The organism is Pseudoalteromonas sp. XMcav2-N, from assembly GCF_024124545.1.
Classification (GTDB): domain Bacteria; phylum Pseudomonadota; class Gammaproteobacteria; order Enterobacterales; family Alteromonadaceae; genus Pseudoalteromonas.
In genome coordinates this window covers 98,394-122,664 of record NZ_JAMXSF010000001.1, presented here as the reverse complement: position 1 = coordinate 122,664, position 24,271 = coordinate 98,394, and the positions used below count along the sequence as shown (strand labels likewise).

At 48.4% G+C, this 24,271-nt stretch carries 23 protein-coding genes; 13 read left to right on the top strand and 10 right to left on the bottom strand.

Annotated elements, in window-relative coordinates; genetic code table 11:
• The first annotated feature begins 4 nt into the window (after positions 1 to 4).
• Positions 5 to 748, top strand: coding sequence for a S8 family serine peptidase (locus NH568_RS00320; RefSeq protein WP_253043651.1), 744 nt, complete (start codon positions 5 to 7; stop codon positions 746 to 748).
• A 74-nt stretch (positions 749 to 822) separates the two neighbouring features.
• Here NH568_RS00320 and NH568_RS00315 read toward each other — a convergent pair whose 3' ends face one another.
• Positions 823 to 1,173: a helix-turn-helix transcriptional regulator gene (locus NH568_RS00315; RefSeq protein ID WP_253043648.1), complete on the bottom strand. Its 351-nt coding sequence runs from the start codon at positions 1,171 to 1,173 to the stop codon at positions 823 to 825.
• 278 nt (positions 1,174 to 1,451) lie between these two features.
• On the opposite strand from NH568_RS00315, the gene NH568_RS00310 reads away from it, so the two are divergent.
• Positions 1,452 to 2,156 (top strand): helix-turn-helix transcriptional regulator, encoded by a 705-nt coding sequence (locus NH568_RS00310; RefSeq protein ID WP_138552159.1) that lies wholly within the window; start codon positions 1,452 to 1,454, stop codon positions 2,154 to 2,156.
• A gap of 66 nt (positions 2,157 to 2,222) precedes the next feature.
• On the opposite strand, the gene NH568_RS23885 is transcribed toward NH568_RS00310, so the two are convergent.
• From NH568_RS23885 to NH568_RS00290, 4 genes are all read right to left on the bottom strand, one after another.
• Positions 2,223 to 2,879: a calcium-binding protein gene (locus NH568_RS23885; RefSeq protein WP_290444048.1), complete on the bottom strand. Its 657-nt coding sequence runs from the start codon at positions 2,877 to 2,879 to the stop codon at positions 2,223 to 2,225.
• Positions 2,880 to 3,053: 174 nt separating this feature from the next.
• Positions 3,054 to 3,941 (bottom strand): CHAD domain-containing protein, encoded by an 888-nt coding sequence (locus tag NH568_RS00300; protein WP_253043645.1) that lies wholly within the window; start codon positions 3,939 to 3,941, stop codon positions 3,054 to 3,056.
• Between the two features lie 164 nt (positions 3,942 to 4,105).
• On the bottom strand, positions 4,106 to 4,267 hold the full coding sequence (locus NH568_RS00295) for a hypothetical protein (protein WP_253043643.1): 162 nt from the start codon (positions 4,265 to 4,267) through the stop codon (positions 4,106 to 4,108).
• A 99-nt stretch (positions 4,268 to 4,366) separates the two neighbouring features.
• Positions 4,367 to 4,834: a VOC family protein gene (locus tag NH568_RS00290; protein WP_290444047.1), complete on the bottom strand. Its 468-nt coding sequence runs from the start codon at positions 4,832 to 4,834 to the stop codon at positions 4,367 to 4,369.
• 233 nt (positions 4,835 to 5,067) lie between these two features.
• On the opposite strand from NH568_RS00290, the gene NH568_RS00285 reads away from it, so the two are divergent.
• A complete protein-coding gene (locus tag NH568_RS00285; protein WP_253044493.1) occupies positions 5,068 to 5,823 on the top strand; it encodes a Nif3-like dinuclear metal center hexameric protein in 756 nt (251 codons plus the stop codon).
• A 7-nt stretch (positions 5,824 to 5,830) separates the two neighbouring features.
• A complete protein-coding gene (locus NH568_RS00280; protein WP_253043641.1) occupies positions 5,831 to 6,643 on the top strand; it encodes a methyltransferase domain-containing protein in 813 nt (270 codons plus the stop codon).
• A gap of 208 nt (positions 6,644 to 6,851) precedes the next feature.
• Here NH568_RS00280 and NH568_RS00275 read toward each other — a convergent pair whose 3' ends face one another.
• From NH568_RS00275 to NH568_RS00265, 3 genes are all read right to left on the bottom strand, one after another.
• Positions 6,852 to 7,760 (bottom strand): winged helix-turn-helix domain-containing protein, encoded by a 909-nt coding sequence (locus tag NH568_RS00275; protein ID WP_253043639.1) that lies wholly within the window; start codon positions 7,758 to 7,760, stop codon positions 6,852 to 6,854.
• Positions 7,761 to 7,918: 158 nt separating this feature from the next.
• A complete protein-coding gene (locus tag NH568_RS00270; RefSeq protein ID WP_253043637.1) occupies positions 7,919 to 8,608 on the bottom strand; it encodes a DUF4336 domain-containing protein in 690 nt (229 codons plus the stop codon).
• Between the two features lie 142 nt (positions 8,609 to 8,750).
• On the bottom strand, positions 8,751 to 9,332 hold the full coding sequence (locus NH568_RS00265) for a TetR/AcrR family transcriptional regulator (protein ID WP_253044492.1): 582 nt from the start codon (positions 9,330 to 9,332) through the stop codon (positions 8,751 to 8,753).
• 127 nt (positions 9,333 to 9,459) lie between these two features.
• Between NH568_RS00265 and NH568_RS00260 the strand changes: the two genes are divergently transcribed.
• Positions 9,460 to 10,503, top strand: coding sequence for an alkene reductase (locus NH568_RS00260; protein ID WP_253043635.1), 1,044 nt, complete (start codon positions 9,460 to 9,462; stop codon positions 10,501 to 10,503).
• 55 nt (positions 10,504 to 10,558) lie between these two features.
• Here NH568_RS00260 and NH568_RS00255 read toward each other — a convergent pair whose 3' ends face one another.
• Positions 10,559 to 10,954 carry a rhodanese-like domain-containing protein gene (locus tag NH568_RS00255; RefSeq protein WP_253043631.1) on the bottom strand — a complete coding sequence of 132 codons (396 nt, stop codon included), beginning with the start codon at positions 10,952 to 10,954 and terminating at the stop codon, positions 10,559 to 10,561.
• Positions 10,955 to 11,552: 598 nt separating this feature from the next.
• Here NH568_RS00255 and NH568_RS00250 point away from each other — a divergent pair.
• The 3 genes from NH568_RS00250 to phaC all read left to right on the top strand — a co-directional run bounded on the left by NH568_RS00250 (position 11,553) and on the right by phaC (position 14,635).
• A complete protein-coding gene (locus NH568_RS00250; RefSeq protein WP_253043629.1) occupies positions 11,553 to 12,302 on the top strand; it encodes an SDR family oxidoreductase in 750 nt (249 codons plus the stop codon).
• A gap of 90 nt (positions 12,303 to 12,392) precedes the next feature.
• Positions 12,393 to 12,740, top strand: a complete 348-nt coding sequence (locus NH568_RS00245; protein ID WP_046006440.1) for a phasin family protein — start codon at positions 12,393 to 12,395, stop codon at positions 12,738 to 12,740.
• A gap of 125 nt (positions 12,741 to 12,865) precedes the next feature.
• On the top strand, positions 12,866 to 14,635 hold the full coding sequence (gene phaC / locus NH568_RS00240) for a class I poly(R)-hydroxyalkanoic acid synthase (protein ID WP_253043626.1): 1,770 nt from the start codon (positions 12,866 to 12,868) through the stop codon (positions 14,633 to 14,635).
• A 29-nt stretch (positions 14,636 to 14,664) separates the two neighbouring features.
• Here the strand turns inward: phaC and NH568_RS00235 are convergent, their stop codons facing one another.
• On the bottom strand, positions 14,665 to 15,531 hold the full coding sequence (locus tag NH568_RS00235) for a DUF45 domain-containing protein (RefSeq protein ID WP_253043621.1): 867 nt from the start codon (positions 15,529 to 15,531) through the stop codon (positions 14,665 to 14,667).
• Between the two features lie 219 nt (positions 15,532 to 15,750).
• Between NH568_RS00235 and NH568_RS00230 the strand changes: the two genes are divergently transcribed.
• The 5 genes from NH568_RS00230 to NH568_RS00210 all read left to right on the top strand — a co-directional run bounded on the left by NH568_RS00230 (position 15,751) and on the right by NH568_RS00210 (position 23,923).
• Positions 15,751 to 16,506 (top strand): TetR/AcrR family transcriptional regulator, encoded by a 756-nt coding sequence (locus NH568_RS00230; RefSeq protein ID WP_253043617.1) that lies wholly within the window; start codon positions 15,751 to 15,753, stop codon positions 16,504 to 16,506.
• A 192-nt stretch (positions 16,507 to 16,698) separates the two neighbouring features.
• Positions 16,699 to 19,050, top strand: a complete 2,352-nt coding sequence (locus tag NH568_RS00225; RefSeq protein ID WP_253043615.1) for an MMPL family transporter — start codon at positions 16,699 to 16,701, stop codon at positions 19,048 to 19,050.
• 93 nt (positions 19,051 to 19,143) lie between these two features.
• Positions 19,144 to 19,971 (top strand): outer membrane lipoprotein-sorting protein, encoded by an 828-nt coding sequence (locus NH568_RS00220; protein WP_253043613.1) that lies wholly within the window; start codon positions 19,144 to 19,146, stop codon positions 19,969 to 19,971.
• Positions 19,972 to 19,974: 3 nt separating this feature from the next.
• A complete protein-coding gene (locus NH568_RS00215; protein ID WP_253043611.1) occupies positions 19,975 to 21,234 on the top strand; it encodes a hypothetical protein in 1,260 nt (419 codons plus the stop codon).
• A gap of 295 nt (positions 21,235 to 21,529) precedes the next feature.
• Complete coding sequence (locus tag NH568_RS00210) at positions 21,530 to 23,923, top strand: hypothetical protein (RefSeq protein ID WP_253043609.1); 2,394 nt, start codon at positions 21,530 to 21,532, stop codon at positions 23,921 to 23,923.
• Positions 23,924 to 24,271: the final 348 nt, after the last annotated feature.

Genomic DNA, 24,271 nt, shown 5'->3' with positions numbered 1-24,271 from the left:
CCGAGTGGGTGGCCCTATCGATGGCAGTGGCTATACGGCCTGGGTCATAGACACAGGTATTGATGTTGACCATGACGACCTCAATGTGGACAGCAGCCGGGGGTTCAGCGCATTTAGTAAAGGCAAGAATGCCGGCGTTGACGATGGTAATGGTCACGGCACCCACGTCGCTGGCACCATTGCAGCGCTAGACAATGGGATCGATGTTGCCGGGGTCGCTGCAGGCGCTACCGTCGTACCAGTCAAGGTGCTCGACTCCCGGGGCTCAGGCAGTTGGTCTGGTGTTTTAGCCGGTATTGATCATGTCGCAGCCAACGCATCACCCGGCGACTGCGTCAATATGAGCCTTGGTGGCGGCTTCAACCAGGAACTAAACGATGCTGTTGAAAATGCAGCCCAACAATCAGGCGCTTTCTTTGTGATTGCGGCGGGCAACGAAAGCCAGCATGCCAGCAATGTCTCACCCGCCAGTGCATCACATCCCCGTGTTTATACCATCTCGGCCACAGATGCCAATGATCGCTTCGCGAGTTTTTCAAACTACGGTAACCCACCGGTGGATTACGCCGCACCGGGTGTCAGTATTTTATCAACGCGCAGTGGCGGCGGAACAACCACGATGTCCGGCACCTCAATGGCATCACCTGCCGCGTGTGCCGTGATCATGATGAGCAATGGCAACCCCAGAACAGATGGCCGCGCATCCGGTGATCCGGATGGCAATGCCGACAGCATAGTGCACTTATAAATGACAGGCAGTGGTTCAGTCTCTGCACTGAACTGCTGCCAGCCCCCTGTGGTCAGCAGCGATCATTGACCATGTTAAACCGTTCTTCCCTGCGCTTGCATTGACCTGACACCTGCAATCGCCTGCATAATATCCATAAAATAAACATCCTCCAGCAAAGAAATGACGTCATTCCACCTTGGATTAAACTCATTGTTCTCCCAGCGCCTTAAGGTGCGCTCCTCGATACCATAACTCGCAGCTGATTCAGCCTGAGTATAACCCCGTAACTTGCGGGCATACTTTAATAGCTGGGCACCGCGAGGCGCTCTTAAAAGATCAAACTGCCCGGCATTGTCTGCGTGCTGAACCGGCATTGACCCTCCCATGGCAAACGGGTTGATCACTGTTTCTGTTGGGATGTTGCAGGTTACTGTACTGGTCATATCCACTTCCTTACTTTTTTACGCAATCTTGTCATGTTACCCAACCACCTTAAGGCAATTGGGTCATTATCTACTATCAGCAAAGGCTGTTAACGCGGACTGAATCCTTAAAACACCGCCAATGCGTAATTTATGAAAGATAATAGTGCAATTATTTACGCATTTCAATGCGTAACTTTCAAATTTTTGCGTAAAAATTTGAATTGCCTTTTGCCAGCCAAGTTCCTATAATGCCGTATTGCTTAAAAATGGGACATCCAAAGGCGTGGTATCAAACAATGGAAAAACAACATAATACCGAAGCTGACATCTCAGCATTTGCAGAACGCGTTGAATATGCAATTAAGCCGCATAGCATTCGTGCTTTCGCGTCAAAAATTGATATTTCTGAAGGAACTTTACGACGCATATTGAAAGGAGAGGATCCTAAGCTCAGTATTGTTGCACGCATTGCCCAGGTTGCGAATGTAGATCTGATGTGGCTTATCCAGGGTGAAACAACCACGGATTGCCCACAGTCGCCCATCATCACTCAGCCTCTGGTTAAACTCGATGAATTTAACGAAGCCTTTGTGTTAGTACCCGGGTATCATGTATCTGTCAGTACCGGCCATGGCGCGTTCAATGACAACGCTCAGGTTGCCCGCCACCTCGCATTCAGAAAGAAGTGGATCGACTATAAAAACCTCGATAAGAGTGAGTTGGCAGTGGTGTTTGCAAAAGGCGACTCGATGGAGCCCACTATCCACAACAACAACACCATTTTGGTTGACTTGAGTGACAAGAAACTCAGTGAAGGCCTGATCTACGTAGTCAGACTCGGTGAAGAGTTATATGCAAAACGGCTACAACAGTATCTGGATGGCTCTGTCAGATTGATCAGTGACAATAAAGAATACGTCGAACAGGTGGTGCGCGCTGACGAGCTGGAGCAGTTAGAAATCATCGGCAAAGTGGTGTGGATTGGCAAAGATCTGGCTTAAAAGCGGATTTTTTAGCGACCCATATATTAACAGGTGGCGTTACCAGGCTTATTGAGGTGCCGGAGCTCAGTACTGGGCCCCCTGCTCTTTTGCGCTGGTCACTATGTCTCCCTGAAAGAGCTGATTGCGCCCGCTGCCACCATTCAGTATGTCATAACCCGTACCACCGGCCAGAATATCATCCCCGTCTCTGCCCTCGAGCACATCTTTATCATCACCACCTATCAGGACATCGTTACCAGTACCGCCAACGAGCTTATCACGACCAGCAAAGCCTCTCAGTTCATCGTTCCCGGGCCCACCAAAGAGCCTGTCTTTGCCTCGTCCTCCCATTACCTCATCATCACCATCACCCGCCCACACATGCAACTCGTTCGTCATGGTACGACCATCGAAGCTATCTTCCCCCGCGCCCAGGTACACATGAATTTGCTCAACCTGACTGGCATAAATAAACGCACAGCTGGCATTATCAGAGGTTGCCCGCATGATTTTGATGCGCCGTCCATCCCCTGTGAGACGATATGTTTCAGCCTCTTCAGTACCAGTGATATTTAACACGACAATATAATTTGCAGATTTAGCGGTGCGCAGTGACATGCGTTTTAACTCAACCATGGTTCCTCCGCTAAGACCGGTACATACACCGTCTGATGCGGCCACGCTGCTTACAAAACCATAGCTTAACGCAGCCAGGCACATTGCTATAAGTCGTCCTATCATATCCCTATCTCCTAGCTGGCTTCACTTCTGATGCAGCTAAACACCAAACTCGTTCAATCACGACTTTCACTGTAGCCAGACAGTGTGTACGAAATGTGCAGATTACTGACCAAACCGAGTTTTAAACTACACCTGTTACCAACCGTCTAAAATAAAAGGAGCTAGTCAACGCCTTTAAATCTGATTTTGTGCAGACAAACTTGCCAATGTCTGTTCATAATGACGTGCCCACTGTTGTATTAACGCCCCAACGCCAAGTGCACACAGTGAATAATTGGCCGTTGTCTCGTGTTTTCGGGCCAGATAGATTTGCAGTAGCTCGCTATGGGTTTCAAGATCATGCAACTTACCCAGATTTTTTTGGCTTTTACGTAGTGGCTTAAGTTTGATGCGCCTGAGCCAGGGACGATACAGAGAAACCACATACCGCAGCACTTTCACTCTGATACGGACACGATGTTGGTGTATCAGGTCAAGCTCAGGTAAATGCTTCATCCGTTTCTTAAGTTTGTTCAATTGTCTGACAGCGATCTGGCGCAGTGTGCTGCGATACGTCTTACGTTTTATCGAGAAATGGACTTCCTTGATTTTTGCCTGGGCTGCAGCAAACTGATGTTGATAGTCACGGCTATGCCAGTATCGGCGCAGTCGCACACATTGTGAATAACGCAGCCGATTTACCTCGCGGTTCACTTCATTCAAGGCGGATGCCAAAGCCGGACAAAAACGCTCAGTCACAGGCATCTGGGCTATCTGTTCACCCAGAACCTGAAAGTCTCTGGGATTATCCGTCGGTCTCGCCAATTGCTTTATACAAAGAATGAGCTGGTGACGAACGGGTTTAGTCAGCCAGTCACTATGTACTTTGATAAGCGACCGGGCTTGCCGTAAGACAATTCGATACTGGTGAACCGCTTCAGGGTCATGACTACATAAAAACACACGCCGATTTTGCTCAGCAATTGCAAGGCACCCTAGCAATGCGTCAGTAAAAACATGCAGGGGCTTTCCCTTGTCTGGGTTGAACCTAAGTGAACTAGCCGGCACGGGTGATAAATTCATATCGCTTATCCAAATAACAGAGGCTGGCTTGCAGTATTCAGTCAGCCAACTCATACGCGGGATAGGATAAGTATAGCGTATTCAGTAGAGTATGTTTGTGAGTTGGTAGGTTGGTAAGAGCCTGACATTGCAGGCTCAGAGCTAAGTGCACTAAACAGCTGACATTAGCACATGCACGCCCAGAAACGGTTGCCAGTTTCTGATTCAGCAGGACGACAACGATAGGTATAAGGTGCACCGCCTGCTACATTGGGGGTCTGTTGATTAGCAAGCTGCTGTGACTCTGCCAGACGTTTTAAGGACGTTTTCTTGATTTGAAGTTTCATGTTCTTTTCCTTGAGTTGAATTTTTTATAATTGCTGAATAAATCAACAAGAATAAATTGCCACTTAAAAAACAATAAATCAACAATTATTTTACTTTAATTAAGAATCGTCCGTCATCCATTCAGACATTCTAGCCATAATTTCATCTTCGCTTAGATCTTCACGGTGCGTACCGATTGTCCACACATGACCAAACGGATCTTGCAGTGTCCCGGCTCTGTCACCATAAAACTGGTCAACGACAGGGCGAAGCTCGGTTGCCCCCGCGGCAACAGCCTGAGCAAACGTGCTATCAACATCGGGCACATACAGCATCAGACTGACTGGTGTACCGCCTAACTGCTGCGGACTCTTAAAGTGCATATCGGGGCACATATCAGATAACATCAAGTGAGAATCACCAATTTTCAGCTCCGCATGTGCCACACCACCGTCTGGCATGGGCAGCTGCATAACCAGCTCGGCCGAAAAAGCCTTGCGATAGAACTCTATTGCTTGTGCGGCATTTTCGGTGATTAGATAAGGCGTCAGGGCATGGTAGCCATCGGGTATCGCTGAAACTGTCATGGTGATTTCCTCACAGATTGCAGGCAGCGCCAACCTTCAAAACGGCATGGAGACATGCCCATCCTTAAAGTGGTACAGCCTGTCAGGTATTTGCATCTCTTAAAGCTAGTTCAGTTCGGTCAAATGTCGAGTGTCAGGCATCAAAGCGATACCTGCGAATTTTGGTTAGCGCTTTTTCGCCACTGTAAAAAACGCTAAACTAGGTCTTTTTGATGTCCGACAGTGAGAGTATGATGCAACGTAAAAAGCTGGTAAATCACCTCAATGAATATCTAAAGCCTTTTCAAATCAAAGACTATTGCCCAAACGGCTTACAAGTGGAGGGCAAAACCGAGATCCGCAAGGTGATCACAGGTGTCACCGCAAGTCAGGCGCTTATTGACGCAGCGATCGACAGGCAAGCCGATGCCATACTGGTGCACCATGGCTACTTCTGGAAAGGCGAAGACCAGACCATAACCGGTATGAAAAAGCGCCGCCTGCAAAGCTTACTGGCACACGATATAAACCTGTTGGCCTATCATCTGCCGCTGGATGTTCACCCTGAAGTGGGCAACAACGCACAACTGGGTAAGCTGCTGGGCCTGACTATTGAGCGTCCGTTAGAACCCTGGAACAGCAGCAGCGTAGCTGTAAAAGGTAAACTAAGCGAGCCCATGGCTGCGACCGACTTTGCCGCTTTGATTGAACAGAAGCTGGGCCGTAAACCGCTACTCAACCAGGCGGGTGACCACCTGATCAAGACCATTGCCTGGTGCACAGGGGGTGGGCAGAGCTTTATTGATCTGGCGGCAAGTCAGGGGATCGATGCTTATCTGACAGGAGAAGCCTCGGAGCAAACCATCCATTCTTCAAATGAGCAACAGATCCACTTCTTCGCTGCAGGACACCATGCTACCGAGCGCTATGGTGCCAAAGCTTTAGGAGAATACCTGGCTGCGCAGTTCGATCTGGATGTCGAATTTGTTGATATCGACAACCCGGTATAATCGCACCATGGCAAGACATACACAGCGCACCCTCAACAGAAATGAGGATCGTAATTTCAGCGAGTTAACCGGTAAATTTAAAAATAACATTTATGGCACATCGAAAGGTAAACTGAGAGAAGCTGTACTCCAGCGAGACCTCATCCAACATGTGTCGTGGCTGGGTGTCGACCGCAAAAAAACCGTGCTTGATGTTGGTGGCGGTCAGGGCCAGCTGGCAATGTTTTTGGCACAGCAGGGTCATCACGTCACGCTGATCGATATCTCAAAGGAGATGCTGGTTCAGGCGCAAACGCAAGCCGAAGCCCTGGGAGTCAGCGACCGTATTACCCTGATCCATGCCCCGTTACAGGCACTGTCGGATCTGAATCTGGGTCAGTTTGATTTGGTACTGTGCCATGCTGTGCTGGAATGGCTAACTGAACAACAACAGGCGTTAAAGCTGTTGTCAGACAGGTTAACCTCTGAGGGCTACCTGTCATTAATGTATTACAATCGAGCAGCTCAGCGCATGGCCAACATGGTGTATGGCAATTTTGATTATGTGCTAAATGGTTTGCAGGTCAAGCAGAAAGTCGGGCTAAGCCCCAACCGTCCACTTGAACCGGACGATGTAAACTGTTGGCTCAGTGCTTTGCCACTGCAAAAATTGAGTCAGTCAGGTGTACGTTGCTTTCATGATTACTTGCGGGAACCAGAAAAAGCCAAAAATGAGTTTGACGCACTATTGGCACTGGAACTCGAATACAACCAGCAAGAGCCATATGCCTCGCTTGGCAGGTATACGCACTTAATGATGCAGTACGACCTCTCGACTTAAACAGTAGCCATAAAAAAAGACCCTGGCACCCAGTTACAGTGCCAGGGCCGAGACATGTGTTCAGGTCTTTAATCCTGTCGTCATACACCCACATTGCTCAGCGGACGTATGTCAATGCCAAAGGTCGGGAGAGCAACGATTTAAACGTGGCACAGCACAGCGCAAAAGTCATTACCTGTCCTTTGAATCATTTTGAAAAGCATAATTTTCAATTACTTAAATCTATATTCTTTGTGGCAAAATGAGATAATATTTTACCATAAAGCTGTGGCCGCTTAGTCGCAACCCCTTGTCCGCCACTGTTTTCAATCACCTGTAGCATCTCCTGACTGTCGATCAGTGTATAGAAATAATACGGCGTTTGATTGCCTGTCGCTCTGAGCTGCTGCAACAATTTCAATCCCGCTAAAGGCTCCTCGGCCCTGCCCATATCAGAAATAATCAAGTTGTATTCATACATTTGTAACAACAACAGGGCTTCTTCAGTGGTTTTCACGGGATAGACACCAATATGGTGGCGCTCAAAGTAACGCTTTTCCTGCAGATTATTCTGTGGGTTGTCGTCCACCCAGAGTATCCGCCCGATAGCATCTACCGGTTCACCATGACGCAATACAGGCGTCTGTTCAGTGCTATGAGTCATCAGGCCAACGAAGCACAGACAGGCGATCACCAATACCGGTAACCAGTATCGGGCAGGCAAGGCATTGTGCTCTCGCACGGACATCATTTGCACCGGCTGATCGGTCATCGCTGCGGTATCGGAGCTGCCCACTGCGCCCATTAAAGAGCCTGTAGCCTGATGCTCGGTGACCTCAATGGCAGGTGCGAAACGATAACCCTGGCCACGTACGGTAACGATGCAATTTTGTTGCAGCCCTGCACGGTTTAACTGGCTGCGCAGATCCGAAACCAGTTTAGGTAGTGACCAATCTGAGACCACAGTATTTGGCCACAGTAATTTTACCAACTCGGCATGCGAACACACCTGAGGCCGACGCTGTAATAGGTAGTTGAGAAGCAAAAAGGCGCGGTCATCCAGCTGCGTTGACCGCTCATTGATGATGACGCACTGCGTCGCGATATTCAAACGCGCATTGGCGAATTGAAATTCCATAATTCTGACAATATTCTTGTTATTATCGCACCAGCGTAGCGGATTTTTTATTCACATACCAGATACAAACACTTGAATACTTATCAACTTTGGTCGTACCGGTGCAATATTTCGATTCGATTTTTTGACTTATAAATAATAAAATCAAATAGTTAAATTTATTTATTCAGCCAATCAAATGCACGTTTCAAAAAAGCAACCGCGTCTTCTTCGATGATCAGACCATGTGCCATCACCAACCGTTGTGGCGACCAACTTAACATCTTGTTCAAATGCGCCCGCGCCGTATCATGATGGAAAATAAAACTCAGCCGCCAGTCTAGTGGTGTCTGGCCTTCAGGTGCGACCACACCCGCGCCTTTTGCCACAAAGCGCTGAAAGGTATTCAGACTTTGTGGGTCAAAATTTTCAATCAGATCGGTGACCAGTAAAGTGCGACTTTGTGGATGATAGAACACCGCTTCTTCCATGGCCGGAGAGCCAGTAAAAAGCAGCGTTTTCAGTGTATTATCCCAGGGGTAATGATGGTCATTGTCTAGGAGCTCATCAAAGCTAAGGGTCTCGCACTTATCTTTGACTTCCTGCGTACCAAAGGTTTGCGCTTGTGGATAGGCCTCCTGCCACGGCGCCATAAACAGATGGTGGAGATGGTTGGGTGCGATCAGATAAGTCACAGGCCCCAGTGCATCTACCTGCTCTCGCAGCTCTGGTGTCAGGCGGATTGGGCTATGTACCCACAACCCGCCGCAAGGTAGGCGCACTATCGTCATTCGGGTAGTGAAAGGCATGGTGAAAAAAGATACCGCTTCACCATCGAAGATCCAAATATTGTCGTCCAGCTGTCTCATATTCATCTCCCTGGGGATCTAACTTCCCCTTAGTTAACTCACAAAAAGTAAGAAAAAGTAATGAGATTTGAGACTAACATACTTGCTGATATTTTATCCAACATGGCACAGAGCCAACTAAAACGGACACGTACACTTTACTTTACTGACAAACGTCTTTGAGTATTTGCGCACCCAGATCACGCATGACCTGAGCCTCAGGGTGCGTATGAGCGAAGGTGCGTAATCCATAAATACTGACAATCAGGCCGCGTGCTCTGTCCAAAGGAGAGCGTGTGCCTGTCAGCTCACCTTGCTCGGCAATACGTTCAAACACCGCACACAGAGCATTACGCCACATGGCACATTGCTCACTGAGAATAGCCTGGGCTTCCGCGTCCTGCTCAGCCAGTTCGTTCAGCGCTTTTTGCGTCAGACAGAGCTTTTGCGGATCGCAGCTCACACATTCATCCACGACATGAGTCAGATAGGCTGACAACCCGGCTCTGGCCGATGAATGTTGTGAAAACAGCGCCTGTAATTCATCACCACGATCCCGGTTGTACTGCTCCAGAGCGGCCAGCAGCAGACCGCGCTTATTCTGAAACGCGCAATAAATGGACCCTGGATGCAAACCCGTTGCAGCTTTGAGATCCTGCATACTGGTTTTTGCATACCCCTTTTCCATAAATGCCGTCATCGCGGCCCTGAGCACCTGCTCTTTGTCAAATTCTGCACTGCGCATTTCATTCTTCTCCTGTTCAGGCATAGCGCATTTTACTCATTTTTGAACAAATGTTCAAAATATACTTGAACGATCGTTCAAATGATCATATCTTGAATAAACATTCAAAAACTAACCGGGTCCTACTATGACGAGCAAACTATTTGAAAGTTATGCATTAAATGAGCAAATCTCACTGAAAAACCGTATTCTAATGGCGCCACTTACCCGTTGTATGGCGGATGAAAAATTGGTGCCGACCGACGCTATGGCACAATATTATGCGCGTCGCTCAGAGGCTGGGTTAATCATTTCTGAAGCCACAATTATTCGACCCGACGGGCAAGGCTACCCAAATACACCGGGCCTGTTTACACCTGAACAAATAACTGGATGGCGCAAAGTAACAGATGCTGTTCACGCCAACGGCGGCAAAATATTTGCTCAGTTGTGGCACACCGGCCGGGTTGCGCACCCGCATTTCTTTGACGGTGACAAAGTGTTGGCTCCCAGCGCAGAAAAAGTAGAAGGTACAGTGCCTCGCATGCGTGATTTGAGCTATATCACCCCCACGCCTGCCACGGTTGAAGAGATCTCAGTGCTCGTCGCAGATTATGCACAGGCGGCCAGTAACGCGATCGACGCAGGGTTTGATGGTATTGAGCTTCATGCCGCCAATGGTTACCTGATTGACCAGTTTTTGCATCATGACAGCAATAAGCGTACCGATGAGTATGGTGAAACGCCGCAAAACATGAGCCGCTTTGCGCTGGAGGTTATTGACGCCATCAGCGACCGCATTGGCGCTGAGCGAACAGCCGTCAGACTGACACCGGGTGCTTATTTTAATATGCAGGCCGATCCGCGCGACAAACCGGTCTTTGACTATTTGCTGGCACAACTGGAACAGCGCACACTGGCTTATGTGCACATTGGTATTTTTGACGACGCCATGGAGTTTGATTTTCTGGGTGGCAGAGTCTCGGACTATGTCAGAGCAAATTACAGTAAAACCCTGGTCGGCGTAGGCGGCTTTACCCCGCAAACTGGCGAGCAGGCGCTACGTGACGATCGCTTTGATTTGCTGGCAATTGGCAGGCCTTTCATTGCCAACCCGGACTATGTGGAAAAAGTCAGGCAGGGTGACGCGCTGACCCCTTATTCCGAAGAGATGCTGACAAGCCTGGTGTAATACCCTCTGAATTCGCTGCGGGTGAAAGACACCCGCACGCTTGCTCTGGTGCGCACTACTGCCCGGCTGACTCTGTCTGTGTTATCACCGGAAGTTGCTCGGCCTGCCAGCTAAGATAATCACCGCTAAGGTGCAGCAGGCTGAACCCCTGCTCGGTCAGTGCTTGCTCAAAAATAGCTGCCCGGCGTCCCGAGCGACAATAAACCACCAGCGTCTGGGATTTTAGTGTTTCCAACAAAGACTGGTGCTGAGTGATCTGATCAAAAGGAATGTTAATCGCGCCTTTAAGGTGTCCGGCCTCGAACTCTTTTTCGCTTCTGACATCCACAATGACATGGGGCTGAGCCGACATCTGATTTCGTAATAACGCCTGTTGACTGATGATCTCTGTGGCAGCCTGAGCGAATAAACTCACCAGACCAAACAACAAAAATAGACCTTTCTTAATCATATAACACCTTCTGTCTTTCAGACTTTCTGCTAACCGCAAGCAGAGTAAAGTAACGATACATTCACCTCAAGAATATTTTACCCCACAAACACCAATAAAGCTGAATAAGAGTTACCTAAGCAAAGTGCTTACCTATATCTAAAACACAGTTCAACTTGTCAATTTTTCACTTTAAAAACTTACCATTTATTTTACAATTACTTATTTATTTGATCTGGCTCATTGGTCAGACAACTACGGCTATAGTCTAATACTCAGTATCAGAGTTTACATCTATTACTAGTGTTTTGGTGAGAGTGTTCGCTCCTGTTATATGAAAAAAGGAACAGCCATTAAAAACTTGAGCTTTTACTCTATTTTGCTATATTTTTTATCAAGCTTGATGATGAAAAATATTGAACCTTTTGAAGGGACGCGCTAATAACGACGAATAAACAGGTGCAAATTTGTCTTGAGAATTAAATATATCGGTTATTAATTCGTCACAATGACGAATGACAATAACGCCAGTTCGTAAACCTTTCGGTTAGTGTAAAAACAACCGGAAACGTGGCTTAGAAGTGCGATAGTTGAGCCGCCTTAAGTTCGGAAGAGCAATATGGAAAGCAAAAAAATCGCAGTCGTCACTGGTGCACTGGGTGGCATCGGTTCAGCTATCGTCAAAGAGCTGGTAAATGCAAACTGTTTTGTTGTGGCTGTTGCCAGCCCGCGTCGTACCTCAGCGGATATTGACGCCTGGCTCAATGAGCAGTCAATCAACCCGGCAGCCGTGCATGGCATCTTTTTGGATGTCACAGATCATCAGGCCTGCCAGCAGCAGCTCGATGATGTTATTGACCAGTTTGGTCGCATCGATATTCTGGTCAACAATGCAGGCATCACACGGGATACCTCATTCAAAAAGATGACTCTGGCACAGTGGCAGGAAGTCATCGACACTAACTTCAATTCCATGTTCAACATGACTCACCCTGTTTTTGCACACATGTGTGGTAACAAATCAGGTCGCATCATCAACATTTCGAGCGTAAACGGCCAAAAGGGTCAGTTTGGTCAGGCGAACTATTCAGCAGCTAAGGCCGGTATGATCGGATTTAGCAAAGCACTGGCTTACGAAGGCGCCCGCGCAGGCGTGACCGTAAACGTAGTTGCCCCGGGCTATACGGCAACACCTATGGTCGAAAAAATGCGCGAAGATGTGCTTGAAAGCATCAAGGCACAAGTGCCGATGCAGCGCTTAGCCACGCCACGTGAAGTGGCTCAGTCGGTCGCTTATCTGGCGTCTGATCAGGCGGGCTATATCACAGGTGAAACGCTGGCGATCAACGGCGGACTTTATATGAACTAAGCGGCGTATATCAGGATTGAGCATGCGCTCTGAAGTACCTGGGCAGTAACGCTACCTATACGGACTTTTTTGATAAACAGGAAGCACACCATGTACAACGATCTAATGAAAACCTTTACTGAGCAAAGCGAGCAGTTTTTTTCTCCGGCTATCAAGTTCAACCAACTGGTTGCTAAAAACATTGAGCAACTGGCACAAATCCAGCTTGATGCAACAGAAAACTTCACTAAAACCTCTGTTGAGCAACTGAAAACTGCTGCTGAAGTAAAAGATGTTAAGTCTTTCATCGACTTCAATGCCAGCCAGCTTACTGCGATGAACAAGCTAAGCCAGCAAATGATCGACGACGGTCAAAAGCTGACTCAACTTGGCAACGAATTCAAAGAGCACCTTGACGCTATCTCTAAAGACAGTGTTAAAGCCACTGCTAAAGCTTAATCGCTGTCGTCTGCCCCTGCCTGTTGCGGGGGCATTTTTTTAGCCTGTTTTTTGTAGTGGCTGATCCGCTATACCAAACACGACACAAGACACGTGCAATCAATTTGCCTATTAGGACACGAGTAATGGATACCGATAACACAGATCTTAATAAAACGCTGACTGCCTGGTGGCAGTACAATCAAGATCTCTACACCATATTCAGTAATAACCTGCTCAAAGAAAACCCCGTTCAACAAGCCCTGAACGAGCAAAGTGCCCGGGATTTTGGTGTCTGGTTGAACGAAATAGCGAAGCAGCCAGAAACCTTTGTTCAACATCAGTTTGACTGGTGGCAGGAACAAATCAAAATCATGCAACAAACCTGGGGTCAGGGATTCGACACTGAGCAACCAGATGTCATCGAAACAGAGCGCGGGGATCGCCGTTTCAAAGCCGATGAATGGCGTGACAACCCTTGGTTTAATTACATCAAGCAAAGCTATTTGTTGTTTGGTCAGTCTTTACTGTCGTCTATCCGTGAAACACCGGGGCTGGACGACAAACTCAAAGAGCGCCTGGAGTTTTTTGCCCGCCAGGTCGTCAACTCGATATCCCCCAGCAACTTTATTTCTACCAACCCGGAACTGCTTAAGCTCACTTTGGACTCCAAAGGTGAAAACCTTATTAAAGGGTTGGAAATGTTTAAAAAAGATCTGGCTAAAAGTGGTGATATGTTGCGTATCAGCATGACTGATGAACACGCTTTTGAGTTAGGTAAAGACATTGCCACGACCCCGGGTAGAGTGGTATTCCAGAATCACCTGTTCGAATTGATCCAATACGAAGCAACCACTAAAGAGGTGTTTAAAACACCGCTGCTGATAGTACCGCCGTATGTCAACAAGTACTATATTCTCGATCTGAAACAACAAAACTCGCTGGTAAAATGGTCGATAGATCAGGGCCATACCGTGTTTATGATCTCATGGAAAAACCCGGATGCCAGCATGGCTGATGTGGGTTTTGAAGACTACATCGTAGATGGGGTCATTGCGGCTCTGGATGCCATTGAGAAACAAACCGGTGAAGCCTATGTCAATGCAGTAGGTTACTGTATTGCAGGCACTTTGGTAACCACAGCTATGGCTTACTTTGTCTCAAAGCGCATGAAACATCGTATTAAAAGCGCCACCTTATTGACGACCCTGCTGGATTTCTCGCAGCCTGGTGAGATTGGCGTATTTGTTAATGAACCAACGATTTCTGCGCTGGAAAAATACAACCTGCAAAATGGCATCATGCATGGCCATTTGCTGGGTGTTTCATTCAGCATGCTGCGCGAAAACAGCCTGTACTGGAATTACTACGTTAATAACTACCTTAAAGGTGAGGCCCCCATGGATCTGGACCTGCTGTACTGGAACGGCGACAGCACCAACCTCACTGCAAAATGTCATAACTTTATGCTGCGCGACCTGTATCTGGAAAATCGCCTCGTACAACCTCGCGAAATTGAAGTCAGAGGCACTAAGATAGACCTCAGTAAAGTCAAACAGCCGGTGTATATGTTATCCACGCGAGACGACCATATCGCCCTGTGGCAAGCTACTTTCCAGGGTATTCAGCACACCAGCGCAAAAACCACGTTTGTATTGGGTGAATCAGGCCACATTGCCGGTGTGATCAACCCACCAGCCGCCGAGAAATATGGTTTCTGGTATGGCCCGGAAGCAACTGGTGAAGCCAATGCCTGGCTGGACAAAGCCAAGCATCAGAGTGGCTCATGGTGGCCACACTGGGGTAAATGGTTAAGCCAGTATACCGACGAGAAAGTGCCCAAGCGCGTTACCAGCAGCAAAACCAATCCAGGCATTTATGCTGCGCCCGGTGAGTACGTTAAAGTTAAAATCTAACCAACTAAGAGGCTGCCAATTGGCAGCCTTTATTTTTGCCGGAGCAGCTCACTGTGTCTGGCTGACATCATATGTAAACCACTCAGCCTGACAGCCTGCTTACTTAATCTTGGAAAATCCTGGCGTAGCTTATAACTGTGATAAAGATTACTAAATATACTGCTGCGAGAAAGCCTGTCCAGCTGACCCAGAAACGCCTTTGCGCTGTCTGGCTGCCCTGCTGGAGCCTTCGCTCTGCAACAGGTCTGATAACGCTTTAACAAACTCACCAAAGTCAGCGCCGGATCTTTTTGCCGCAATGCCAGATCTGCTTCTATAAAAAATGCCGCGCCACTCCAGTAAACACGCGCGTGAGCCCTGAGCCGCCACATATCCTCACTGACCCGGGCAAGCGGACCTGGTGTCTCCCAGGTGCCCAATCGACCCCGCTCCAGGCCAGCCATGATCCGCTGTACGTACTCATCAGTGGTGATCACACCGCCGTGCAGCATAATGACGTTTTGTAAATAGGTGGCAAGCCCTTCTGCTAACCAGAAGTCCGGATAATCGAGCAAAGGATGATATAAGTGGGCCAGCTCATGATACAGGGTCCAGTCGCTGATCAGCTGCTGCTGCGTCGCGAAATAGCTGATATGCAACTCAATTCCATCCACTTCCGAGCGGTTTACGGCCCCCCAGGGGACCGGCTCACTACTCAAATACACGTTTTGTAACTTCACTGGCAGATGAGATTGTGCCAGGGGGCCTAAAGTCTGCTCGGTCGTTTTTAGCCCCTGACTCAGCCAATTCTTGACAATGGCTTGCTGCTTCGCATCCAGTACATGCAAATCCTGGTAAACCACTTCCGTGGCCCAGCTCTGCGAGCACAGTAATATCGCCACTATCAATCCACGCATTATGCCTCCTGTCCGCCTCTGTCTCTCACCATAACATACACGAGGTATTTGTGACGTGCTGTAATAGTCTATCATTCAGCGGGCAACACACCGTATCGCGAGTAAATTAACAATGTTGAGAATTTAATTGTTATTGACAATAGACAAAATTTCACTACCATACAACCATATGTGACGAATCGTCACATATATAAATGTGAGCAGACTATCCAGGTAAACATGGCACCCAAAGTATTAGATGAATTCAGCCTCAGAGCACGAGAGCAAGAAATTATTGACACTACAATTGCGCTGATTGACAAACTCGGCGTGGAGAACATTACCATGGATAAGGTTGTGGCTGCCGTTTCTTATTCGAAAGGTACTGTATATAAACACTTTCTTGGCAAAGAAGACTTGTTTTTAGCGATTGGAAACCAAGCAATTGCCATCATGTACGATTTATTCAGCCGAGCAGCACAACACAAGGGCTGCCCGCGTGAACGTATGCTGTTATTAAATATATCGTACCTAATTTATGCCATATTACATCCGGCTTTATTTAAAAGTGTTCAATGTGCAAGAAGCCCCAATGTGTATGGTAAATCGAGTGAAAAGCGTCTCCAGGAGCAGGAACGCCTGGAGGCCCAGGTGATGAGTGCCACGATGGGGATAATTGAGGATGCAATAGCGAAAAAGCAACTGATTTTACCTGCGCACATGACAATGCACCAGGTGTGCTTTGCTATCTGGTCACAGAATTTTGGCACCATTTCACTGCTGTCAAACGAAGTGGAACAATGCAGCGGCGCATCAGGTATGGTTGTGGAGCGCGAATTACTTAACCAGGCAAATCTGCTATTTGATGGCTTGCAGTGGCTGCCCACAACCCGAGAGCATAACTATCGCCAGCAAATTGAACTGGCGTTACAAAAGGTCTTCCCGAGTGAACTGGCATTGATGAAGGCCATGGGAAGAGAACTGTGTTTTGAATAAAGTATAAAGCGCGTTTATGTATGGATGCGCTTTACACACATAATTGAGCGGCTTTTTGCCGTTTTTTTTAAAACCAATAGTGACGATTCGTCACTATAAAAGAAAACTATTGACCTAAAAACAAATAGTTAATTGGGCATTTGTACCCTTTTTTAGAATACTATAGTGACGATTCGTCACAATGGAGAGCATATGAAAGACAAGCTATTTGGCTTTGTTGGAAAGCACCCTTTCTGGGTCATCCTTGTGAGCCTGACTTTAGCATTTCTCGCCGCTTCTGGGGCGCAGAATCTGGTGTTTAAGAGTGACTATAGGGTGTTCTTTGGCAAAGACAACCCGCAGCTTGTCGCTTATGAGTCGATGCAAAACATTTACTCCAAGAGTGACAACGTATCCTTTGTTGTGGTGCCCAAAGATGGCAATGTATTTACTGCACAGCACCTGCAATCGTTGAAAGAACTGACCAAACAAAGCTGGCAAATCCCCTATTCAACACGGGTAGATTCGGTTACTAATTTTCAATACACCTACGCAGAGGAAGACGACCTGATCGTTGAAGATTTGGTCGGTGATACGCGAGCTCTGAGTCAGGCGGATCTTGACAAAATCAAATCAATTGCGACCAGGGAGCCACTGCTGGTAAACAAAATTGTATCACCGCAAGGCCATGTCTCTGTTGTAAACGTCAGTATTCAGTTCCCTGGCATTGACCTCAACGCGGAAGTACCTGAGGTCTCCGCATTCGTAAAAAACATGACCGATGCCTTTTTGGCTAATAACCCTGGCGTTGAAGTACATCTGTCTGGCATGGTTATGATGAATGGCGCGTTTACCGATGTTGCAATGAGCGATAGCGCTACGCTGGTACCACTCATGTTCCTGATAGTGATTGTATTTATCGGCGTCCTGTTACGCACCATATCAGGTACTTTTGCAACCGTCGTCGTGATTATTCTGAGCATTTCAGCCACAATGGGCATTGCAGGCTGGATGGGAATTTTCTTAACCGGCCCCTCTTCATCTGCACCAACCATGATCCTGACGCTCGCAGTGGCGGACTGTATCCATATTCTGTCGAGCATGTTTTACGAAATGCGCCGTGGCGTCGACAAGAAAACCGCCATCGCGCGCAGCCTGCGCCTGAACTTCCAGCCTATATTACTCACCAGTGTAACAACCGCGATTGGCTTCCTGAGCATGAACTTTTCCGATTCACCGCCTTTCCATGATCTGGGCAACATGGTGGCCATAGGTGTGATGCTGGCGTTTGTTTTTGCTATCACAATTTTCCCAGCGTTGCTGAGTGTACTACCGATAAAAGTAAAACAAGTGAGCACAAAAAAGCACGACAAGATGGAGAAACTGGCCGAGTTCGTTATTAAAAAACGTCGCTTACTGCTGCCCGTCACCAGCGCTATCATCATTGCTTCAGCTTTGTTCATTCCTAAAAATGAACTGAACGATGATTTCGTCAAGTACTTTGATACGTCCGTGCCTTATCGCGTTGCAACAGACTTCATGCAGACACACCTGTCAGGCATGACCCTACTTGAGATCTCTGTTCAGACTAACGAGTCCAGTGGCATCAATAAACCCGAGTATCTGCGTACCGTCTCTGATTTTAGTGACTGGTTGCGCGATCAACCGGAAACCGACCACGTAAACACGATCACAGATACGTTGAAGCGCCTGAATAAAAACATGCATGGCGACGACCCCGCCTGGTACAAGTTACCAACCGATCAGGAAATGGCTGCACAGTATCTGTTGCTGTACGAAATGTCGCTGCCCTATGGTCTCGACTTAAACAACCAGCTAAACGTAGACAAATCGTCGTCAAAAATCGTGGGGACGTTCAAAAACATGACCAGCAATGAGCTTATCGCACTAGAAACCAAGATCCAGGACTGGTTCGGCGCTCATGCAGCTCAGTACAAGGTCGACATAGCCAGCCCAAGCCTGATGTTTGCCCATATTGGTCAGCGCAGTATCAACAGCATGTTGCTCGGTACTGTACTGGCACTGCTACTGATCTCTGTGATTCTAGGTGTGGCCTTAAAGAGCTGGCGCTTTGGCGCAATCAGCCTGTTGCCAAACTTAATTCCAGCAGGCGTGGCTTTTGGTATCTGGGGACTGAGCGTGGGTCAGGTCGGTATGAGTATTTCCGTTGTGATAGGCATGACACTGGGTATTGTGGTCGATGATACCGTTCACTTCCTGAGTAAATACCTACATGCCCGTCGCGAGCAAAAGGCCGACACGCACACCGCGGTTAAATATGCCTTTGGACATGTTGGTACAGCCTTATGGACCACCACATTTGTACTGGTTGCCGGGTTTATTGTGTTAGCTCAGTCCTCCTTTAGCCTCAATGCTGATATGGGCCTGATGACGGCAATCACCATTTTTGTGGCTTTAGTTGTCGACTTCCTGTTCCTTCCTCCTCTGCTGATGATGCTCGACAAGCGTAAAAATACGCAGTCATCTGCACAAAGCGAGGAAACACAACAAACCGACACGCCATTGGCAAATACCACCGGCTAAGCCACTTACACGCAAACAATGATGACACTCTGCCACAGCTCAGATGCAGGCAGAGTGTAGCTTAACAAAGAAACAAATAATCTGGAGTACCCTATGTTCAACAAACCCGCTTTTAAATCACAAACCCTGAATGGCATGTTCTTTACCAGCTTACTGACTTTCGCAGCTTTTTCTGCGTCAGCATCCACTGAGGGCAGTGCAGCAGCAGAGGCTAAAGGCCTTGCGATCTCACAAGAAGCTAAAGCCCGTGATACCGGTTGGGGGGACTCAACCGCAGATATGCTGATGATCCTGCGTAACAAACAGGGTCAGGAAAGTATCAGGGAAATATCCACTAAAACCCTGGAGTTACTGGATGATGGCGATAAAAGCCTGACGATCTTTAACAAACCCAGAGATGTTAAAGGCACGTCTTTTTTAAGCTTTTCACACCCGGTTGGCAATGACGATCAGTGGCTGTATCTACCGTCTTTGAAGCGCGTTAAACGCATCGCGTCGCGCAACAAGTCAGGTCCTTTCATGGGATCAGAGTTTTCTTTTGAGGACCTCAGCTCCTTTGAAATTGAAAAGTATCGCTACAATTACATCGGTGATGAACAACTGAACGGCCTGGATAACTTTGTCGTGGAGCAGTTTCCTGTTGATGAGAACTCAGGCTATACCCGTCGCCTGGTCTGGATAGACAAATCCGAATACCGCTTACAAAAAGTCGACTTTTATGACCGCAAAAACACGTTGCTTAAAACCCTGTCATATCAGGGGTATCAGCAGTATCTGGGCAAATACTGGCGCGCCGACAGTGCAGAGATGACCAACCATCAAAGTGGTAAAAGCACTACATTAAAATGGCAAAACTACGCCTTTAAAACCGGCTTAACAGACGGCGACTTTAACCGCAACTCTTTGAAAAGAGCACGCTAAGCCATGTTAAAGTCAGCGATCTCTTTGACCACAAAGACGTTATTGAGTGCCGCCGTGCTGAGCTGCGCGCTGGCCACGTCCACTTTGCACGCAGCTGAGTTCGAACTGTCCGGCAAAGTGGGCGCGGAGCAGCGCTACTTTTTTAATAAAGGCCAGCATAAAGACCAGTTAGGGAACACACAGGGCTCAATCTATGTGGAACCAGAACTATACTGGAGCTGGGACGACGGGGTTCAGTCCGTCACCTTTAAGCCTTACTACCGATTTGATGAGCGCGACAGTGAACGAGACCATGGCGACATTCGCGAATTGTCATATGTGTATGTCGGTGATGACTGGGAGTTGCGCGCAGGTATTCGCAAGGAGTTTTGGGGCGTCACTGAATTTCAACACCTCGTCGATGTGATCAATCAAACCGATAGCGTTGAAGACTTTGATGGCGAAGACAAGCTCGGCCAGCAAATGCTAAACCTGTCTCTGGTGAAGGACTGGGGGATTGTGGACTTGTATTTCTTGCCTGGATTTAGGGAGCGCACGTTCAGTGACAAACACGCTCGTTTACGCTCAGATCTGGTTGTAGACACTGACAGTGTGCGCTATGAATCCTCAGCAGAAGAAAACCACCTCGATTTTGCAACGCGCTGGAGCCATAGCATAGATGTGTTTGACCTGGGGGTTTACTGGTTTCACGGTACTAACCGCGAGCCAATTTTAACACCGCGTTTTGTCAGTTCGCCTGATACTAGTAATGGGAATGAGCCCATCGGACTCTCCCCTTATTATTTACAGATGGACCAGCTGGGTGTGGACGTTCAGGCAACGGTAGATGACTGGTTATGGAAATTCGAGACCATTTATCGCAGTACCAGTGAAGAAGACTTTGTAGCAACTCAGGCTGGATTTGAATATACCTATGTGGGTGTTTTCAACTCTGCAGCTGATCTGGGGTTGCTAGTTGAATATGCCTGGGACTCCCGGGGAGCAGGTGACAATAACGATCCCGGGGCTGCAATGCAAAACGACATCTTCATGGGGGCCAGGTTAGCATTGAATGATATTCAAAGCAGTGAACTGTTGATGGGCTTCGGCTCAGACCTAGATCACAGTGCAGTGAACTTTATCCTGGAAGCTAATCGCCGTTTAGGTGAAGATGTAAAAGTTAGCGTCGATGTAAGATTGATCCAAAGTTCTGAACCAACTGACTTTTTAAACGCGATAAAGGAAGATGACCACGTACAGCTATCCCTGGAGTGGTATTTCTGAACGGGGCAACCCCTCTTATTAGGTTGATGAATAACTGGCAGGGAGGCTGGTTCTTCTTAATAGCTATCCACGCAAAAAACGTCCCAAACCATGCCTTTTTCGTATCCTTTTTATTTACCATCATTGCTAATTTATTACTGAGTGAAAGACGGCTGTTCAGGGCACCGCCTTTTACAGGGCTGCAGTAGGCTGTGTCACTCAGTGCTGTGCGCTTTACTCAAAGACACACAGCACTGTACAGTACACTGCAACAAAATGGATGACGACTTTTTGGTCAATTGGAATGGTCAAGCTTATGAAAACACCTATTTACGCAACTCTCACTGCCGGGGCGATGGCGCTCGGTTTATCATTTCCTCTGCTGGCAGCAAGCAGCGATAACGCCAACTCAGGCGTGGGGATTAATCTCACTGGTATTAATTACTGGTCAAGCCAGTGGACCACGCTGGATGTGATGAAGCATGCCTCTAACGGCAGTGGCCAGCTGTGGGCAACCAGTAATGCTCACACCTGGGAATTTAACACCGGCGATCAGGCACTTCTGGACTTGGACGAGCAAGGCTGGCCGCGGTCTTTACCTGCGGATTCACCCGACTCGCCATTTCACTATGTCACCACCATTATCTATCACGATAACCCGCACCATCCGGTCGGCGAGTTTGTGATCTTGTACGAGGGTGAAGGTGAGCTCTATTACTCCGGCCCGGAACTTATCAGCTCCGCGCCCGGACGCGACGTGGTACGCATGACTGCAAACAGTTTCTTCCATTTGCAGATCCACGCCACCGACCCAAACAATACCGGCAACTATCTGCGCAATATCCGTATCATAGCCCCAGGCGGCAGTTGTAGTGACGCGGCTACTGATTACGCCGCCAGCGCGGCGGACTGCGCCAGCCCCGAGCAGTTTGTCTCGTTCGAGCACAGCTATCAGGAACGGATATTCCATCCACTCTTTTTGGATGACATGCGCCAGTTCCGTACTTTGCGTTTTATGCAGCTGCTGAGCACCATAGATAACCCGGTTCAGCACTGGGCGCAGAGAAATCAGTACGATTACGCCAGCTGGGCCCTCAATGGTGGCAGCCCCTATGAAGTGGCCATTGCCATGAGTAACAAGCTGGGTGCCGAGCCCTGGTACACGCTCCCGGTTCGGGTAGATGACGACTATATGCGCCAGTTTGCCCGGTTGCTGAAAACGCAAAGCGACGGCGATTCTGCAATTTATGTGGAGTTTGGAAACGAGTTGTGGAACAACGCCTGGCCGTATATTTTCGATGGCCTGTATCTCGAAGAGCAAGGTAAAGCCCTTTGGCCCGACACCAGTTACCACGATATTGAATATCGCATGAACTATTACGGGCTGCGCAGCACGCAGATGTGCGACATCATCAAAGCAGAGTTTGCCGAGGAAGCGGGCCGGATACAATGCGTGATGGGCGGCCAGACCGGTGTGCCCTGGATCAGCGAGCAGGCACTGAACTGCCCTATCCATGCAGCAGGTGTCGGTCAACGCTGTGCTGATAACATGGATGTGCTGGCGGTGGGCAGTTACTTTGGCGGATACTTTGCCGATCAAAAGTACCTGCCCATTTTACAGAGCTGGGCCACTGAAGGGGCTGAAGGTCTCAACAAGCTGTTTGAGGAAATGGACTCGGGGGTACTGTATGGCCTGACCTATAACCCCGATGAGCCACCCTGGTGGCAGGCACCTGAGCATGGCGCGCTGGCACAGGCCAGAGACAATATTCAGGGCAACCTGGCACTGGCCCAGCAGGATGGCCTGATGCTGGCAGCCTATGAGGGCGGCCAGCACCTCACCTATGCCGGGGATATTCGCGATGGCCGCGATACCATCAGCGAGGCATTATTCCTAAGTGCCAATCGCGATCCGCGCATGGCTACAGCCTTTACCAGTCACCTGAATGACTGGCGAAACTCCGGTGCAGGTTTGTATGTGGTGTTTGAAAGCATAGGGCGCTGGGACAGCTGGGGTGCATTTCCGCTTAAGGAATATCAGACTCAGACCCGTGAGCAGGCACATAAATACGATGCCGTGCTGAACTTTATCGAGCAGACGCCCTGCTGGTGGACTGGGTGCGAGCAAAGCATACAAAGTGGTAATACACAGAGCGTCCCCGCAGGTGAGGGCTCTCCTCAAGCCGAGATGTTGAGCCTGAGCTCGTCAGCCTTGTTTGGCAGCAATGGCGTTGGTCTGAGCTGGCAATTCATTGATGTTCCCGAGATACCGGTGAAGTTTCAGGTCTATCGCGATACGCAACTGATCTGGCATACCACCGCCAACAGCTACGAAGATCACTGGCTCCCGCTTAATCAGGCCTACCACTACCAAGTTCGTGCTATACACAGCGACACGGGCACACTGGTGGCAGAGGCAAGCCTGAATACCAAAGCCGGTGACAGCGAGCCACCTACGACACCCACTCAGTTCAGTGTGCAGTCGGATGGCGCTTATGGCGCAACATTACAATGGCAACCAAGCGCGGATAATCAAGGCATTCGCTTTTACAAGATTATCCGCAACGGCCAGCCCTATACCCTGAGTAATGAGGCACGCTTTGAGGACCCCTGGCCGCCCAAAGGTGAAGTCAGCTATCAGGTTATCGCCGTCGACCTGGCTGGCAATCAATCAGATGCTTCGCCTGTCGGCACCCTGATTATTCAGTAATATACGCAGACTGCCAGTATCAACTGGCAGTCTGTACCAGCGAGCAAAGCCTCGTTTTTTGCGCTTTAACTACCTAAATCAGCCACACCAGCCAAAACAAACCACCCAAAACAACACCTTATTGATTGGTTTGTCATCAATCTGACATTTTTTCAAATTTTTTACTAAAGAAGTCACACAGCCGGACGATACACTAATCATGGCAGGCAGCGACTATCTCTTCCATCGCCATGACTTTAAAAGCTTTATCAACTTATACCCCAAGATAGTGCTAATCGATACGGCTCGTTCCTGGTTTTTTGGCTTTGAACGAGCAATCCCTTTTTCATACTAAAACAGCCGCAAATG

Bases quoted from the DNA above. Each gene is read 5' to 3' on its own strand.
- NH568_RS00315 (WP_253043648.1), bottom strand. From the start codon at position 1,173: ATGACCAGTACAGTAACCTGCAACATCCCAACAGAAACAGTGATCAAC.
- NH568_RS00310 (WP_138552159.1), top strand. From the start codon at position 1,452: ATGGAAAAACAACATAATACCGAAGCTGACATCTCAGCATTTGCAGAA.
- NH568_RS23885 (WP_290444048.1), bottom strand. From the start codon at position 2,879: ATGATAGGACGACTTATAGCAATGTGCCTGGCTGCGTTAAGCTATGGT.
- NH568_RS00300 (WP_253043645.1), bottom strand. From the start codon at position 3,941: ATGAATTTATCACCCGTGCCGGCTAGTTCACTTAGGTTCAACCCAGAC.
- NH568_RS00295 (WP_253043643.1), bottom strand. From the start codon at position 4,267: ATGAAACTTCAAATCAAGAAAACGTCCTTAAAACGTCTGGCAGAGTCA.
- NH568_RS00290 (WP_290444047.1), bottom strand. From the start codon at position 4,834: ATGACAGTTTCAGCGATACCCGATGGCTACCATGCCCTGACGCCTTAT.
- NH568_RS00285 (WP_253044493.1), top strand. From the start codon at position 5,068: ATGCAACGTAAAAAGCTGGTAAATCACCTCAATGAATATCTAAAGCCT.
- NH568_RS00280 (WP_253043641.1), top strand. From the start codon at position 5,831: ATGGCAAGACATACACAGCGCACCCTCAACAGAAATGAGGATCGTAAT.
- NH568_RS00275 (WP_253043639.1), bottom strand. From the start codon at position 7,760: ATGGAATTTCAATTCGCCAATGCGCGTTTGAATATCGCGACGCAGTGC.
- NH568_RS00270 (WP_253043637.1), bottom strand. From the start codon at position 8,608: ATGAGACAGCTGGACGACAATATTTGGATCTTCGATGGTGAAGCGGTA.
- NH568_RS00265 (WP_253044492.1), bottom strand. From the start codon at position 9,332: ATGCGCAGTGCAGAATTTGACAAAGAGCAGGTGCTCAGGGCCGCGATG.
- NH568_RS00260 (WP_253043635.1), top strand. From the start codon at position 9,460: ATGACGAGCAAACTATTTGAAAGTTATGCATTAAATGAGCAAATCTCA.
- NH568_RS00255 (WP_253043631.1), bottom strand. From the start codon at position 10,954: ATGATTAAGAAAGGTCTATTTTTGTTGTTTGGTCTGGTGAGTTTATTC.
- NH568_RS00250 (WP_253043629.1), top strand. From the start codon at position 11,553: ATGGAAAGCAAAAAAATCGCAGTCGTCACTGGTGCACTGGGTGGCATC.
- NH568_RS00245 (WP_046006440.1), top strand. From the start codon at position 12,393: ATGTACAACGATCTAATGAAAACCTTTACTGAGCAAAGCGAGCAGTTT.
- phaC (WP_253043626.1), top strand. From the start codon at position 12,866: ATGGATACCGATAACACAGATCTTAATAAAACGCTGACTGCCTGGTGG.
- NH568_RS00235 (WP_253043621.1), bottom strand. From the start codon at position 15,531: ATGCGTGGATTGATAGTGGCGATATTACTGTGCTCGCAGAGCTGGGCC.
- NH568_RS00230 (WP_253043617.1), top strand. From the start codon at position 15,751: ATGGCACCCAAAGTATTAGATGAATTCAGCCTCAGAGCACGAGAGCAA.
- NH568_RS00225 (WP_253043615.1), top strand. From the start codon at position 16,699: ATGAAAGACAAGCTATTTGGCTTTGTTGGAAAGCACCCTTTCTGGGTC.
- NH568_RS00220 (WP_253043613.1), top strand. From the start codon at position 19,144: ATGTTCAACAAACCCGCTTTTAAATCACAAACCCTGAATGGCATGTTC.
- NH568_RS00215 (WP_253043611.1), top strand. From the start codon at position 19,975: ATGTTAAAGTCAGCGATCTCTTTGACCACAAAGACGTTATTGAGTGCC.
- NH568_RS00210 (WP_253043609.1), top strand. From the start codon at position 21,530: ATGAAAACACCTATTTACGCAACTCTCACTGCCGGGGCGATGGCGCTC.